General features: G+C 36.5%; 14 protein-coding genes. 6 read left to right on the forward strand and 8 right to left on the reverse strand.

The features are described 5' to 3' along the window. The 6 genes from PGH12_RS00495 (at window position 1) to PGH12_RS00520 (ending at window position 6,350) form a co-directional block, all read left to right on the forward strand. Window positions 1-1,122 (forward strand): HesA/MoeB/ThiF family protein, encoded by a 1,122-nt coding sequence (locus PGH12_RS00495; protein WP_267597922.1) that lies wholly within the window; start codon window positions 1-3, stop codon window positions 1,120-1,122. Then, a complete protein-coding gene (locus PGH12_RS00500) occupies window positions 1,106-1,546 on the forward strand; it encodes a molybdenum cofactor biosynthesis protein MoaE (protein ID WP_267597921.1) in 441 nt (146 codons plus the stop codon). Before PGH12_RS00495 ends, PGH12_RS00500 begins: the two co-directional genes overlap by 17 nt. Before the next feature lies 1 nt (window position 1,547). After that, window positions 1,548-2,456, forward strand: coding sequence for a bifunctional molybdenum cofactor biosynthesis protein MoaC/MoaB (moaCB, locus tag PGH12_RS00505; RefSeq protein ID WP_267597920.1), 909 nt, complete (start codon window positions 1,548-1,550; stop codon window positions 2,454-2,456). Window positions 2,457-2,593: 137 nt separating this feature from the next. Beyond that, window positions 2,594-3,079: a (2Fe-2S)-binding protein gene (locus PGH12_RS00510; RefSeq protein WP_267597919.1), complete on the forward strand. Its 486-nt coding sequence runs from the start codon at window positions 2,594-2,596 to the stop codon at window positions 3,077-3,079. Beyond that, window positions 3,072-4,091: an FAD binding domain-containing protein gene (locus PGH12_RS00515; RefSeq protein WP_267597918.1), complete on the forward strand. Its 1,020-nt coding sequence runs from the start codon at window positions 3,072-3,074 to the stop codon at window positions 4,089-4,091. Before PGH12_RS00510 ends, PGH12_RS00515 begins: the two co-directional genes overlap by 8 nt. Before the next feature lie 21 nt (window positions 4,092-4,112). Then, window positions 4,113-6,350, forward strand: coding sequence for a xanthine dehydrogenase family protein molybdopterin-binding subunit (locus tag PGH12_RS00520; RefSeq protein ID WP_267597917.1), 2,238 nt, complete (start codon window positions 4,113-4,115; stop codon window positions 6,348-6,350). 41 nt (window positions 6,351-6,391) lie between these two features. On the opposite strand, the gene PGH12_RS00525 is transcribed toward PGH12_RS00520, so the two are convergent. The 8 genes from PGH12_RS00525 to PGH12_RS00560 form a co-directional block, all read right to left on the reverse strand. Beyond that, the gene (locus tag PGH12_RS00525; protein WP_267597916.1) at window positions 6,392-7,525 is read right to left on the reverse strand and encodes a cysteine desulfurase family protein; all 1,134 of its coding nucleotides are present in this window, start codon (window positions 7,523-7,525) and stop codon (window positions 6,392-6,394) included. A gap of 170 nt (window positions 7,526-7,695) precedes the next feature. Beyond that, on the reverse strand, window positions 7,696-8,145 hold the full coding sequence (locus tag PGH12_RS00530; protein ID WP_267597915.1) for a hypothetical protein: 450 nt from the start codon (window positions 8,143-8,145) through the stop codon (window positions 7,696-7,698). A 437-nt stretch (window positions 8,146-8,582) separates the two neighbouring features. After that, the gene (locus PGH12_RS00535; protein WP_267597914.1) at window positions 8,583-8,714 is read right to left on the reverse strand and encodes a hypothetical protein; all 132 of its coding nucleotides are present in this window, start codon (window positions 8,712-8,714) and stop codon (window positions 8,583-8,585) included. Window positions 8,715-8,826: 112 nt separating this feature from the next. After that, the gene (locus PGH12_RS00540; RefSeq protein WP_267597913.1) at window positions 8,827-9,285 is read right to left on the reverse strand and encodes an Hsp20/alpha crystallin family protein; all 459 of its coding nucleotides are present in this window, start codon (window positions 9,283-9,285) and stop codon (window positions 8,827-8,829) included. A gap of 295 nt (window positions 9,286-9,580) precedes the next feature. Continuing rightward, on the reverse strand, window positions 9,581-11,674 hold the full coding sequence (locus tag PGH12_RS00545) for a M4 family metallopeptidase (protein WP_267597912.1): 2,094 nt from the start codon (window positions 11,672-11,674) through the stop codon (window positions 9,581-9,583). An 85-nt stretch (window positions 11,675-11,759) separates the two neighbouring features. Next, window positions 11,760-12,575, reverse strand: a complete 816-nt coding sequence (locus tag PGH12_RS00550; protein ID WP_267597911.1) for a hypothetical protein — start codon at window positions 12,573-12,575, stop codon at window positions 11,760-11,762. A 17-nt stretch (window positions 12,576-12,592) separates the two neighbouring features. Next, complete coding sequence (locus tag PGH12_RS00555) at window positions 12,593-13,093, reverse strand: RNA polymerase sigma factor (RefSeq protein ID WP_267597910.1); 501 nt, start codon at window positions 13,091-13,093, stop codon at window positions 12,593-12,595. Between the two features lie 374 nt (window positions 13,094-13,467). Next, on the reverse strand, window positions 13,468-15,459 hold the full coding sequence (locus PGH12_RS00560) for a PAS domain-containing sensor histidine kinase (RefSeq protein WP_267597909.1): 1,992 nt from the start codon (window positions 15,457-15,459) through the stop codon (window positions 13,468-13,470). Window positions 15,460-15,475: the final 16 nt, after the last annotated feature.

Below are 15,475 nucleotides of genomic sequence, written 5' to 3' on the forward strand. Positions count from 1 at the left end.
ATGGAAAAATATAATGAAAGATATGCCCGACATTATGCGCTGTCTGACTTTGGTTTTGAAGGTCAGCAAAAAATGATGGAGGCAAAAGTTTTGGTAATTGGTGCGGGCGGTCTGGGTTGTCCGGTTTTGCAGTATTTGTCCGCAGCAGGAATTGGAGTGATCGGGATTGTAGATCATGACCATGTTTCTCTCAGTAACCTTCAAAGGCAGACCCTTTATACCACTGATGATATTGGCAAGCAAAAATCTGAAGTTGCTGCTTCCAGACTGGCTCTTATGAATCCTGAAAATGAGATAGTTAATTATTCAATCGAACTAACGTCAAATAATGCATGGAAAATTATCTCAGAATATGATATCGTTGTAGATTGTACTGATAATTTTGCATCGAGATACCTGATCAATGATGCTTGTGTTTTGTTAAATAAACCTTTAATATTTGGCGCGATTTATAAGTACGAAGGTCAGGTTGCCGTATTCAATTTATCCTCAGAAAAGAAAGACAGAGTCCACTATCGACATCTTTTTCCTGAGTCCCCGAAGCCTGATGATGTTCAGAATTGTAACGACGTGGGAGTCCTCGGTGTACTTCCGGGAATGATCGGGATGATGCAGGCCAATGAGGTTATCAAAATAATTACAGGTTTAGGCGAAGTTTTAGATGGAAAACTTTTGACTTTTAATATGCTCACTTACGAAACTTATATCCTTGATATTTCGATTGAGCAGTCAGCCGAAAATTTGATTCCCAACAATAGAAAAACTTTTGAAGCAACAGATTACAGCATCCTTTGCGGAATTTCTAAAACAAATATCAATGATTTAAGTCCAGATCATTTCACTGCAATGATTTCTTTTGATGATACTTTAACGATCGACGTCAGGGAACTTAATGAGCTTCCGGCAGTTGATTTTAAGCATATTCAAATTCCTCTTTCGCAGCTGAATGAGAGATTATCTGAATTAAAAACCTTCAATATTGTACTCTTCTGTCAGAGTGGGAAAAGAAGTTTGAAAGCGGCGGAGATTTTGATGAATCATTTCGGGGATACCAAAAAAATCAGCCATCTCAAAGGTGGCATTACAGCATTTAAGCAAGAAAAAAATGAACAGAAAGATTAAAAATATTTTTACAAACGGTGCGATAAGTCCGGCTTTTATTGCTGAAAGCATCGCTAAGCACTCATCAAAAAAAGATATAGGCGCACACAGTATTTTTCTTGGTCAGATCAGAGAAGATATTATCGAAGGCAAAACCGTACAGGCCATCGATTATACAGCTTACGAGGATATGGTTTTAGAAAAAATGCATGAAATAAGAGAAGAGATATTCCTTAAATATGATCTTACCTGTATGCACATTTACCACAGTCTTGGTATTGTAAAGTCGGGTGAAATCTGTCTTTTTGTTTTTACATCTTCAAAGCACAGAATTGCGGCAACAGAAGCTTGTAACGAAATTGTAGAACGCATAAAATCTGAACTTCAAATTTGGGGAAGAGAAATTTTTAATGATGAATCACACCAGTGGAAAGTAAATAAATAATATGGTAGACATTACACACAAATCCTTCACGCTAAGAAAAGCCATTGCGACGGCAACGGTAAAAACCTCTTCAGAGAAAACCATTTCTGCGATTGAAAACCGAACGGTTCCAAAAGGAGATATTTTTGAATTTTCGCGTGCTTCTGCTTTATTTGCTGTGAAAAAAACCAGCGATGTCATCCCGGATTGTCATCCTTTACCGGTTGAGTATACATCAGTTACTTTTAAAATTAAAAATCTGTCGGTGATAATTTCTGTGGAAGTTCACACCATCTATAAAACCGGAGTTGAAGTAGAGGCGATGCACGGCGCTTCTGTTGCAGCATTGGTAATGTACGATATGCTGAAACCTATTGATAAAAAAGTAGAAATAGAGAATATCCGTTTAGTAGAGAAACAGGGAGGCAAAACCGATCTTAATAAATTTCTAAACAATGAATTGAAAGTTGCTGTTGTAGTATGTTCCGATTCTGTGTCTAAAGGTTTAAAAGAAGATTCATCTGGTAAAGCGATCTGTGACGCTTTAGAAAAATATCAGATTAGCAATGTTGATTATCAAGTCATTCCAGATGATTTTGACACTATTCAAAAAACTTTAAAAAAGCTCAAAGACAATGATCACGATCTTGTTATCTTCACGGGCGGAACAGGACTTTCATCACGAGATCAGACTCCCGATGCAGTTTCGCCAATGATTGACCGACCTATTCCCGGAATAATGGAGACCGCCAGAAATTACGGACAGCAGAGAATTAAAACAGCGATGTTGTCGCGAGGCGTTGCAGGTTTTTCGGGACATACACTCGTAATTACCTTGCCGGGTTCCAAAAAAGCGGTGGAGGAATCAATGGAGGCTCTTTTTCCTCAGATCCTGCATGTTTTTCAACTTAATGACAATAAGATTCATTAGAAAAAATCAAAATTTACGTTCTATTTACTCTTAAATGGTTTGATTATAAATTAGGTCTAAATGATACCACAATATCCGTTATGTCAGCATAACGGCTTTTTTTTTGTAATAGAAGACTCAGACCAAATCTGAACATTATGAATACCACCGAAAAAAAATCCATCACACTTAACGTGAATGGTCAGGATTATAATCTTGAAATATTGCCCTGGGTCTCGCTCTTAGATGCTTTAAGGGAAAAAATACATCTCACAGGTACCAAAAAAGGCTGTGATCACGGGCAATGTGGTGCATGCACGGTTTTGATTGATGGTAAAAGAGTACTTAGTTGTCTCAGCCTTGCGGTAATGAAGGAACACACCGAAATAAAAACTATTGAAGGTATTGCAGATAACGGGAATTTGCATCCTATCCAGCAGGCATTTATTGATCACGACGCTTTTCAGTGCGGCTACTGTACACCCGGACAGATTTGTAGTGCAATCGGACTTCTAAATGAAAATAAAGCTACTACACGAGAAGAAGTTCAGGATCTCATGAGCGGTAATCTCTGCCGTTGCGGTGCCAACAGAGGAATTATTAACGCTGTAATGGCAGTAAAAGAAAACGCATCACATGAATAATTTTGATTTTACAAAAGCTGCAGACGTTGAAACAGCCATTGCTTTAACAAAAGAGAACAAAGGAAATAAAATTATTGCCGGCGGTACAAATATCATTGATCTGTTAAAATATTTTATCACCGAAGCAGACACTTTGGTTGATATCAACTCATTGTCAGGAATCAATGATTTAACTGAAATTCCCGGAGGCGGAATACGACTTGGAGCATTAATGACTAATGCCGACACAGCTTATCATCCGACGATAGAGCAGAAATATCCTCTGCTATCGAAAGCAATTTTAGCAGGAGCGTCGGCACAGATAAGAAATATGGCCACAAATGGTGGGAATTTACTACAGCGTACAAGATGCTATTATTTTTATGATATCCACACTCCGTGCAACAAACGTGAGCCGGGTTCCGGCTGTTCAGCGATTAAAGGATACAACAGGATTCACGCAATTTTAGGTCAAGATGAAAACTGCATTGCGGTTTTTCCGTCTGATATGTGTGTTGCTCTCGCCGCTTTAGATGCAGTTGTGAATGTTTCCGGACCGGAAGGAGAGAGAAAAATAAGCTTTACAGAATTTCACAGATTGCCGGGAGATCATCCAGAGATCGATAATACCCTTAAAATGGGTGAAATTATTACGGGTATTGATCTTCCAGAGAAAGGATTTACAAAAAATTATTCTTACTTAAAACTTCGGGACAGAGCGTCATATTCTTTTGCTCTGGTATCTGTAGCTACAGGCTTGGAACTGCAAGATAACAGAATTAAAGAGGCGAGAATTGCTTTAGGAGGCGTCGCTCACAAACCTTGGCGCGTTCAGGAAGCAGAAGAATTTTTAGTAGGAAAAGAAGCGAACAAAGAAAATTTCTCGAATGCTGCCGAAATGATTTTAAAAGGTGCCATAGGTTTTGAGCACAACAGTTTTAAAATAGATTTAGCTAAAAAAGCAATTGTAAGAAACTGTATGATGGCACTAGATCCTTCTACACAGCGTCCCGGAGCAAAACCATCACTATAAATCACGATCAATCACAAGAATATGGAAAATACACCATCAATAGGAAAGCCGATCAGCCGTCTTGAAGGTCAACTGAAAGTAACCGGAAGTGCAAAATACGCAGGAGAATATTATGCAGAAGATTTACTTTACGGATATGTAGTAAACAGTACCATTACGAAAGGAAAAATTAAATCAATTGATACGTCTGAGGTGAAAAAAATGAGTGGAGTGATTGAAGTTTTCACACACGAAAATAAACCGTCCACTGCTTGGTTTGATTTCAGATATGCAGATATGGATGCGCCACCGGGTACTGTTTTTAAACCCTTAAAGGATAATGATATCAGGTACAACGGTCAGCCAATAGCATTAGTAGTTGCAGATACATTCGAAATGGCGAGGTATGCGGCCACCAAAATCAGCATTGTTTATGAAGAAGAAAGTTTCGAAACAGATTTAAAAACTAATGTTGAAAAACAAAGAGATCCCAAAAAAGGTCTCGCATCGATGTTGAAACCTCCTCCACCTCCTCCAAACGGTGATTTTGAAAAAGAATACCAAAATTCATATGTAAAAACTGACAGCAAATTCACTCACGGTACAGAACACCATAATCCGATGGAAATGTATGCCTCGACTGTAATTTATGAGGGAAAAGGAAAACTTAAAATATACGATAAAACACAGGGAACTATCAATTCTCAAATGTATGTAGCCAATGTTTTTGGCTTGAAAATGAAGAATGTGCAGGTGATCTCGCCTTTTGTAGGTGGTGGTTTTGGATCTGGTCTTCGTCCTCAGCATCAGCTTTTTATGGCAGTTATGGCTTCTTTAGCTTTAAAAAGAAATGTGAGAGTAACTTTGGATCGCGCACAGATGTATATGATCGGGCATCGTCCGCCCACATTGCAGCACACAAAGTTTGGAGCAGACCAAAATGGAAAAGTAAATGCTATTTACCATAAAGCAACGGGAGAAACCTCAAGATTCGAAGATTATGTAGAAATTGTTGTGAATTGGGCAAATATGCTTTATCCTGCGGAAAATACTTTGTTGCAACACCAGATCGTTCCTTTGGATGTTTACACGCCTTTGGATATGAGAGCTCCTGGTGGAAGTACAGGAATGCATCCTATCGAAGTAACGATGGATGAAATTGCCTATCAACTGAATATGGATCCTGTGGAGCTGAGGCTAAATAATTATTCAATGATTGACAAAAGCAGTGACAAAGAGTATTCTAGCAAGGAACTGAAAGAATGTTTTTTGCAGGGTGCCGAAAAATTCGGATGGGATAAGCGAAATCCCGTACCAAGAAGTATGAAACGGGGAAATAAGTTGATAGGATACGGAATGGCTACCGGAATGTGGGACGCCAACAGAATCTTTGGGCGTGCGGAAGCTATCATGACAGCAGACGGAAAAGTGGAAATAAAAAGTGCTGTGACGGACATTGGTACAGGAACTTTTACGATTATGACACAGATTGCTGCTGATGAGCTGGGTTTACCAATTGAAGATGTGACGTTTTCTTACGCAGACAGTAAATTACCTTTTGCGCCCATTCAGGGTGGATCATTTACTACGGCAACAGTTGGCCCAGCCGTACAAAATGCTTGTCAGGCTTTAAATAAAAAATTATTTAAACTAGCTAAAAATTTAAAAGATTCAGTTTTAAAAGATGCCAAATTCAAAGATGTAAACTTTAAAAACGGTTTAATAACACTTCGTAGTAATCCCGAAATTAGCATGAGTGTAAAAGATATAATAGATGCTAATGAAGGAAAAGCAATAAAAACGACAAACTCTGCAATGCCTAATCCTCTCACCTATGGAAAAAAGGCTAGAGCTGTTCACAGTGCAGTATTTGTAGAAGTTGAGGTAGACGAAGAGCTTGGAATGATCGAAGTTAAACGAGCAGTGACAGCTGTAGCGGCGGGCAAAATCATCAATCCGAAGACTGCAGAAAGCCAGGTTTTAGGCGGAATGGTTTGGGGCATCAGTAAGGCACTTCACGAAGAGACAATTTTGGATCATCAATTTGGGAAATATATGAACGCGAACTTAGGTGAATACCATATTCCTGTTCACGCAGATATTCAGGATCTTGAGGTGATATTTGTGGAAGAAAATGATCAGTTTGTAAATGATCTTGGTGTGAAAGGTGTAGGAGAGATCGGTGGAGTAGGAATTCCGCCGGCGATCACAAATGCTGTTTTCCATGCCACAGGAAAGAGAATTTATGATCTGCCAATTCATTTTGATAAACTTTTATAATAAATTCAAACGACAATCCCACTCAATATCGGTGGGATTTTTTATGCTTTAAATTGACGAATCAATTCTTTTACCCTCGTAATTGTATAATTAATTTCATCTTCGGTAGTAAATCTTCCTAAACTAAATCTTATAGAACATAATGCATCATCGTCTGACATGCCTAAAGCTTTCAGAACGTGTGATGGTTCTGAAGTTACCGCTGAACAGGCAGATCCGCTCGACACCAAAATTTTAGCGAGCGATAAAATAAGCTGCTCAGACCATACTCCGGGAAAACAGATGTTTGAGGTATTATAAATTCTGTTTTCGACAGATCCATTGACAAAACTTCCATCAATTTTCAGTAGTTCCATTTCGAGAAAATCGCGAATCTTACGGATTCTTATCTCGTCTTTTTTCATCTCAGCTTTGGCAATTTCGCAGGCCTTTGCCATTCCGATTACTCCTGGGACATTTAAAGTTCCGCTACGGAGATTTTTTTGCTGACCGCCTCCGTGCATTTGAGTATTTAGTTCGGAAATTACGTTTCGAGACACATACAGAGCACCAATTCCCTTCGGTCCGTAGAATTTATGGGCAGAAATAGTCATCATATCAATTCCTAAGTCTGAGACATCAATAGGAATTTTGCCGACCGCTTGCGTAGTATCACAAAGTAATAATGCGCCTTTTTGGTGAGCAAATTCAGAAATTTTTTTTACATCATGAAGCGTTCCAGTCTCATTATTGCACATCATTGCAATTACAAGATATGTATCTTCCGTAATAGAATTTTTCAGGAGATCATCATCGATTGTACCGTCGGATTGTACGGGAAGATATTCCACATTTAATCCTTTACTCTCCATATATTTACAGGTTTCTAAAACTGCCTTATGTTCTGTTGTAAAGGTGATAATTTTATTTCTGTTTACATTCGCTAAACCTTTGATAGCCAGATTGATGGCTTCCGTTGCTCCGGATGTAAAAATAATTTCTTTTTCATTTGCGCCAATTAAATCTGCGATCTGCCATGTAGCATCTTCTACAGCTTCAGTTAAAGAAATTCCTGAGATATGAGAACTGTTCGCATTGGCATAGTAATCAGTGAAGTAAGGCATCATACTCGCCAAAACTCTGGAATCTATTTTAGTCGTTGCATTGTTATCAAGATATATGTAATCATCTGCCATTACTGAAATTTGTCTTTAATTTAATCATTAAAATTACACATAATTTTTCTGCAGAATGATATTCCAAATCATATCACCAAACTTTTAACAATTTTCAAGATGCAATAAAACCCCAATCTCAATAGGGACTGGGGTCTTAAATAATATGATGTTAATATGGTGTCGATTTTTTAGACTGATCTTAAATTATTTTGTGAAACAACAGATAACAGTGATGAAGATATCTTCTCTCTCTGCTGATAACTGAATCCCAAAAGTTGAATCTTAATCGCAAATTTCCTGTTGCTTTTAGATCTCATCTTAAGTATTAAAGATTCCTGTAACATATTGTGTCTAAAGTTGTAATCTCTGATACTATTTTGAGGGAACTCAATTTCGGGAGCGATAAATCTTTTAAAAGTAAAAGGATGAGTTTTCCTAATTGTGATACAGCCGCCTGAAAGTTCATAAATTACTACTTTTAACTTAAAAAAGATGACCGCTAAAAGTGCAATCATTAACAGAAGCAGCGCGTTGATTAACGCCTGATGGATGAACGCAGTGCTGAAGAGCAAAATGACTCCAAGAAAGACCAGCACAATTGCTGCAGCCTTGATTGTGTTGTAATTTGAAATTTTCATTTTGGATAGTGAATGATTTGAATAGTTTATTTATAGTTTAGTATTCCGACCAATAGAAATCATTAGCCTTCTATTCAAAGCTACGTGACTTTTTGCATATTTCACTAAATAGGTTTAACTAATTTTCAATTATGTTGTAAGTATTTGTAAATTTTTACAAATATGAAGGATGTAAGTGTAATGGTATTCAATTATTTGTATGTAATTAATAAAATTGTCAGTAATCTTCTTAATTATATTTTTATTACTTATTTCTTCTTCTAAAGAGTGACCACATGCTTTAAGTAAGTATTATTCTGCTCAAATTATACAAAATAATTACTACAATATCTATTATGATGCTTCGTGACATACCCAAAAAATACCTTCGTTCTTAAGAAGAATAAAAAAAATAGATCCTGATTTTCGGTCAGGATCTATTTTTTAGTTTGTTTAAATTAATCACCTTTCTTATGTTTATGCTCCTTTAATGAAGGTTCATTTTGAGGTGTCTTTTTATTGTCTCTTTGTCGCTTGTCTGGTTCACCGGTAGACTCTGCGGTTTTTTTTGGTCCTGGCTTAATTCCCATAATCGATAAATTTTTGGTTAACAATATTGTAGCATAATTACTACAAAATTGATTCCGAACTATAGATTTGAAGCATAAAAAAAGGTTTTCCAAGACAGGAAAACCTTTTTTGTTATTGAATTTCAATAAGCCTTGCAGACTGTTTTGTCGTACTCTCTTTTTTAGGAATGATGATTCTCAAAACACCATTCTCATACCTCGCCTCAATTTTTTCATCATCTACCACGTCTTTAGTAAGCTCGAAACTGCGTTGAAAAGATTGATAATTAAATTCTCTGCGGTGATAACTACCATTGTTGTCCTCATGCTGATTTTCTTTTTCAGATGAAATGGTCAGTGTGCCGCCATCCAAAGTGATGTTAAAATCTTCTTTCTGTAATCCCGCTGCTGCTACTTCCACCTCAAAAGCTTCATCAGCTTCTCTGATATTCACGGAAGGGAGAGTAGTGCGGGAAGCAGAAAAGTTATTATTACCCCAATTAAAAAGTTCGCGATTAAAAAAATCGTCAAACAGAGAACGTTGATTGACAGGGAGTAAACTGCCATTTGTTCTTTTTACGATAGTTGTCATAACAAACAAATTTTAAAAAGTTAAACAATAAATTAAATGATCACTTTTTCATAAACAAATAAAATACCTGTGCTATTTGTAAGAAAAATTGTCTTATTGTGGAATAATAATATTTCAAAATGTCATAATAGTTTGCTAATGTTGAAAAATTGTCATATTAAAGTATTGAATAACATGTGTTTAAGAAAAGAATTTTCAGGCTGTTTTTTGAGTTTTTTATACTCTTGAAATCATTCTTGTATCAAAAAACTCCCGAAATAAATTTCGGGAGCCATCATTTGTGTTTTTAGAATCTTTAATAACTGACAATAATTTTTTTAGAAATAGTTTTGCCTTCTATTTTTATCTTTACGATATACACGCCTTTTTGTAATTCTCTTGTGTTAACCGTCACATTTCCCTTTTCTAACTTTTCTGAAGATCGTATCAGTTTTCCTGAAAGGTCATAGATTTCATACGTTCCATTTCCTTTCGAATCTGTTTGGATAGTAAATTGTCCGCTGGTAACAGGATTCGGATAAATTTTAATATTATCTGAATCAGACTTCACGGTATCCGATACTGAAAGCAGGCTAGCACAATTGCCAATTCCTACTGCACACCACGCATTTTCAACCTGTTGCAGCTCGCTTGACCCGGCTCCGTATAAATCGACTGTCGCTTGTTTGGATGCAGTATAGGCGTTGGTATACTGACTGTTTGCGGTGAGATAAGTTGCCAAAGTTCTGTAAGCAATTTTTTCAGCTTTCTGAATGGTAATTCCTGTTACGTTATAATTGGTTCCCGAATCATTGGTTCCTGTTCCTCCCACAGATAACAAATAAAACCAGAAATTTCCTACACCGCTATTGGTATGTATACCGCCATTATCCGCAGATCCTGTTGCTGTAGCTGCCCAATATGTCCCTAGATAAGTGTCAGGCTGCTGTGAACCCAGCGCTGCCGGACCCGAATTGGGATTCGACATGCTTCTTAAAAACGTAAAACCCATGGCAGAGTTGGGAATTCCTTCGCCAATATTCCAATTGGGTGAAATCCCTGAATAAAATTCAATAGAAGCTCCGAACATATCTGCAAACGCTTCATTCAAGGCTCCAGATTCCCCCTGATAGGCAAGATTGGCTGTTCTGCTCACCATAATATGAGAATATTCATGACCGGCAACATCGATTCCTACAAAAGGACCGAAAAAGCCTGCCTGGCCTTGATACATACCGTTTCCGTAAAGCATGCCTACTACAGAGAAACCTTGCTGTGTAACGTCAAATGCAGCGGCATTGGCACCGTTTTTTGGCTGAAGTGGCGCTCCCGTAGTGGCATCAACATTAAAATTGATATCATAATAGTTCTTGATGATAGATCCATTACCGTCGTAGCTGTTTCTATTATGTCTTGCAATGTAATAATCTTTAGCTTTTTCCATCGCCCAATGCGCTTCTACGGGTGCTTTTGTCGTTGCAGATGTAAAATTTGCTGCGGTGCTTGTAATTTCTGTAATATTTCCTGTTAATTCATTAGTTGCAAGATTTGCACTTCCGTCCCATCCTGATCCATTTCTTGTATGGATGTTTTTATTATTGTCTTTTAATCTAAAGCTATTATTGTTAGAATCTACTGTCACGTTTTGATTTCCTTTATAGTAAGTTGCACTCGTAGAAGGTGTATCAACAAAGAAAGGACTGTAGTCAAAACTATTTATAATTTTTCGTGCAGGCAAATTCAGTTTCAATTGAAAATCTGGACTATAATCATAAATTTTAGAAATCTTATTTACGATTTTTCCTGTTTTATCATCGATATAATAATCAAAAGCTTTCAAAGCACCTAAAGCAGCAGCCTGAACTTTCGTTGCCGTGTAAAGATGAATTCCTTCTCTGTTGCTTACTTTAGCGATCACATGTTCAAATTCGCCAAAGGTTGTTTTCTTGTTTTTGATATCTGCGAATATGATTTCTTTTATTTCGTTTTCAGGTAAAGGTTGAGAAATGTTTATCGTAATATTGCTAATGATTTCTCCATTTACGTAAGTCACTTTTCCATCTTTTTCGTGGATGTAGATTATATCATCGTTGACTTTGATTCCTTTGTATAAATGCTGATAAATATTTCTTTTAAAGCCAAGTTCGTCAACAGAACTTTTTAAAAATTGATAGCTGTGATCTGAGTTTGTCTGCAACCATTTTCCAAATTGGTTTACAAGGGCTTCAGCAGAAATATTTTTTCCTTCAAAACTTACCTGAAAATTTCCCATTGCAGAGGTTGTTGTTATTCGTGGCAGATCTTGCAATGAAATTTCTGTCCGATGACTCTGTGCTGTCAAATTCTGAGAAGTGATTCCCATAGTCAACACAAAAGCTAAAGTTTTTACAATTGTAACTGTCTTTTTCATATTATTTTATTTGATGAATACGACAGTTAGTATAAAAAACAGGAAAATGTTACAGTATTTGTTATTTTTTTTCTTTTACTGCAAATTAATGAAAGGTAGCGAGTGTCTGTTTTAAGGTCTCAAGATCGATTAAATTCATTTTAACTCCAATAAAGATAATAAGCAAAATGCTGATCAGGAAAAAAAGAAATATAAAGCAGTAACCGAGAATGAACCATATGATTGTATTAATTACATTTCCGATAATTCCTAACTTTTTTATCAGGAATTTCTGACTGTTCTCAAACCATGATTTTCGCCTTGGTTTCCGTGGCTGCATTTCTCTGTCATTAAGTTCATCGATTATGTGTACCACATCGTCTATGTATTTTCCGTACATATAAAACAACCAGTACTTTAAGATAAATGAGATGACTAGAATAGTGATTACAAAAGAGGAAATGAATACTGCGAGATTATATTTAATATCGAATTGAAAATTTATGTGAATTAGTGATAACAGAAAAGCTAAAGGAATATACGATATATAATACGATATGTAGATCTGCTTTGAAACCAGCAATTGTGTTTTGAGATTAAAGAGATCATAATTTGTATTGGTATTTTCACTTTTCAGAAGCTTGTACAGCTTTCGAAATCTGGAGTAATAATATATGATGATCATCAACGTTAATATCGAAACCAGAATAGAAATGATTCTGATATTCTGATCGTCTGTTACAGAAGGAAGTCCGGTGAAAATCATTGGTGTCGAAATGATCATAAGCCAAAATTCCGTCTGCATATTTATTTTCAGCATCTGTAGCGGCGAGTGAATTTCATTTTGCCTTTCCAGAGATATTTCGGGTGGATTCTGGCTGTTTTCTTTTTTCCAGAGGTCTTTAAAGTTATCTAACTCCATGATTGCAAATTAACTTTTTAAATAATCTTCTTTTTATCAATAATATCCTTCAGCTTCGATTTTGCCCGGTTGAGCTTTACTCTCGCATTGACCTCTGTGATACCGAGTTGTACTGCAATTTCCTTTCCCGAAAAGTCTTCCAGAAAGAAGAAAATTAAAGCCTTGTCTATAGCACTGAGTTCATGAATGGCTTCATACATTATTTTCATATTTCTGTCATCATCTTCATTATAGGCTTCATGGTTAACTGGCAAATGCTCAATACGTTGATTCTGTATAAAGCTACGTTTTTTTTCACTTTTTAAAAATACAATTGCAGTATTAAGGGCAGTTCGGTAAAGCCAGGTTGAGAAATCACTGTTGCCTTTAAAATCTTTGTAGGATTTCCATGCCTGATAGATGATCTCCTGATAGAGGTCATTCTGATCGTCGAAATTATCCATGTACATTTTTGAAATCTTGAAAATCACACCTTTATGTTTTTCAATTTTTTCCAAAAAATCTTTTTCCTGTGACATTGTGTGCTAGGCTCTGACGGTTAGTATCGTTTTTTACTAAATGTTACAGAATATCGAAAATTTTTCTCTTGGATAATCTTGATTTTACTACTTTAATTTAAATAAATACTTAAATGAATGTTCAAAATCTGACAGAATCTATTATACGGGACAAAAATCTTGTTAAATCAAATTAGTAATCAATAGGAATAAAGAATAAAGAATAAAGAATAAAGAATAAAGAATCAAGAATAAAGAATAAAGAATAAAGAATAAAGAATAAAGAATATTAAGCCAAACCACAATAATATTTTAATTAAATACAGCTGAGTAGAAGACAAGATCAAATAATGATTTTAAGCATAAAAGTGATTCAGGAAAAGGTAATTTCCAGATTACTTAATTTGTTTTTTCCCGTCAATGGGTAAGATTACTGAGAACATAGTTCCTTCGTTTTTAGTACTTTTTACATTAATTTTTCCGCTGTGAAGATCAATGATTTCCTTGCAAAGATAGAGGCCGATCCCGAAGCCGGCTATGGATCTGCTGTTTTGATCTTTCACGCGGTAATATCGGTCAAATATCTGCTGTTGATCATCCTCAGGGATTCCAATACCATAATCCTGAACAGAAATTTTTAAGTCGTTCCCATCGGTTGCATATTCCACAGTAATCACTGTATCAAATGGAGAATACTTGATGGCATTACCGATAAGATTATGCAGTACCTGCGATATTTTATCGCGATCCGCCGTTAAAGAAATGTCGTCTGATTTTCTAAAAATAAAATTCCGCGAATGGTTGGTGGAGAGTATTTCGTCTTCAATCTCCGAGAATAACAACTTGAAATCGAAAACTGTTTTTTCAATATGCATTTGTCCGGAATCCAGTCTGGAAACGTTGAGAAAACCATTGATCATACTGTTCATATAATCTACCTGCTTTACAGATTTTTCAATGATAGTATGATGCATCGTACTTTCTGTTTGTACGCCTTTTCGTTGCAATAGCTGTAGATATGCCTTTAGAGAAGTTAATGGTGTTTTAAGCTCATGGCTTACCATTCCCATAAAATCATCTTTTCTTTCTTCTTCTCTTTTTTGTTGCGTAATATCTCTTAAAGTTCCATTAAGGCTTAAGGCATTTCCATCCTGATCATAAAAAACTCTTCCGTTAGCCTGTAGGAGCCGTATTTTATGATCTGCTTTATTTTGAATTTTATATTCAATGAAATAATTTCCATCAGAATTTGTTGCGAGTGAATTTGCAATTGCTGTTGAAACACGATCCCTGTCTTCCGGTAAAATGGCAGAGATGGCAACAGAAAGGTCTAAATTCTCATCAGAAGCTAATCCGAACCAAGATTTGAGAAGATTATTTCCTGAAAAAAGATTGGTCGCAGGTTGGTAATAGAAAGTAGCAAGTTCACCAGCGTCGATTGCCAAAGCCAGCATAGATTGGTCATTTTCATTTTTTCTCCGTGCTAAAACCTGCTCAGTGATCTCTTCGATAATCATCAATACACCAGAGATTTCGCCATTAGAAGAGAAGAAAGGCTGATATATAGAGTTGACGATCGCCTCTCGTAAACCATCATTATGTCGAAGTTTTACTGTAAACTCAGTATTAATTTTTGGTTTGCCACTTTGATAGACATCTCTCAACCAGTTGTTGACGGGCTGATCTCTTAATTCCGGCCGTGCAGTTTCATGCGGATATCCAATGACTTCCGACTCAGTGCGACCCCAGATGGAAAGTATAGCAGGATTGGCGATCTCAATAATATGCTCTGGTCCTTTCAACATTGCAATTCCGACAGGTGCCTGTTCAATAATCGTGCGAATGTACTCTTTACTTTCAGCAAGCTGTCGAAGGGAACTGCTAAGTTCTTCGTTGGTTGCCGTCAGTTCTTCAAGTGTCGCGGCCATTTCTTCATTCAGTGAATGCTCTCTTTCTTCCTTCTCCTTTATCTGCTGCAAAAATTCACGACGAGCGGTTACCTCAAGTGCTGTATTGAGAATACACCATGTTTTATTGTTTTCGTCTGTGATCGCTTTATATTCGTAATCAAAAAAATCCAGCGTTTCAATTCCATTTTTGATAAGTTTTGCCGGAGCCTCATGTACTGAGTAATCTTTACCGGTTCGCCAGACTTCCCGGAGTAAAGCTAAAAATGGTTGTCCTTCAAGCTCTGGAAGTGCTTCCATCAAAGTTTTTCCTATCACAGACGAATCTTTGCCCCAAAGTGCCAACATGCCTTCATTTGCAAAATGGATGAGCATATTTTCATCTGAATAAATGGCAGCGGGAGATGGTGATAAAGCTAATGCCTTGATCAGTAAATCTGCGCTAAAGCTTTTGTCGGACAAAGTTTCTTGGGTGCTCATAGATAAAACAAAGATA

Source organism: Chryseobacterium sp. CY350, from assembly GCF_027945075.1.
Lineage (GTDB): Bacteria > Bacteroidota > Bacteroidia > Flavobacteriales > Weeksellaceae > Chryseobacterium.

Excerpts from the sequence above, each read along its gene's own strand:
- PGH12_RS00560 (WP_267597909.1), bottom strand. The coding sequence starts at position 15,459 with ATGAGCACCCAAGAAACTTTGTCCGACAAAAGCTTTAGCGCAGATTTA.
- PGH12_RS00540 (WP_267597913.1), bottom strand. The coding sequence starts at position 9,285 with ATGACAACTATCGTAAAAAGAACAAATGGCAGTTTACTCCCTGTCAAT.
- moaCB (WP_267597920.1), top strand. The coding sequence starts at position 1,548 with ATGGTAGACATTACACACAAATCCTTCACGCTAAGAAAAGCCATTGCG.
- PGH12_RS00535 (WP_267597914.1), bottom strand. The coding sequence starts at position 8,714 with ATGGGAATTAAGCCAGGACCAAAAAAAACCGCAGAGTCTACCGGTGAA.
- PGH12_RS00515 (WP_267597918.1), top strand. The coding sequence starts at position 3,072 with ATGAATAATTTTGATTTTACAAAAGCTGCAGACGTTGAAACAGCCATT.
- PGH12_RS00520 (WP_267597917.1), top strand. The coding sequence starts at position 4,113 with ATGGAAAATACACCATCAATAGGAAAGCCGATCAGCCGTCTTGAAGGT.
- PGH12_RS00550 (WP_267597911.1), bottom strand. The coding sequence starts at position 12,575 with ATGGAGTTAGATAACTTTAAAGACCTCTGGAAAAAAGAAAACAGCCAG.
- PGH12_RS00500 (WP_267597921.1), top strand. The coding sequence starts at position 1,106 with ATGAACAGAAAGATTAAAAATATTTTTACAAACGGTGCGATAAGTCCG.
- PGH12_RS00525 (WP_267597916.1), bottom strand. The coding sequence starts at position 7,525 with ATGGCAGATGATTACATATATCTTGATAACAATGCAACGACTAAAATA.
- PGH12_RS00545 (WP_267597912.1), bottom strand. The coding sequence starts at position 11,674 with ATGAAAAAGACAGTTACAATTGTAAAAACTTTAGCTTTTGTGTTGACT.
- PGH12_RS00555 (WP_267597910.1), bottom strand. The coding sequence starts at position 13,093 with ATGTCACAGGAAAAAGATTTTTTGGAAAAAATTGAAAAACATAAAGGT.
- PGH12_RS00495 (WP_267597922.1), top strand. The coding sequence starts at position 1 with ATGGAAAAATATAATGAAAGATATGCCCGACATTATGCGCTGTCTGAC.
- PGH12_RS00510 (WP_267597919.1), top strand. The coding sequence starts at position 2,594 with ATGAATACCACCGAAAAAAAATCCATCACACTTAACGTGAATGGTCAG.
- PGH12_RS00530 (WP_267597915.1), bottom strand. The coding sequence starts at position 8,145 with ATGAAAATTTCAAATTACAACACAATCAAGGCTGCAGCAATTGTGCTG.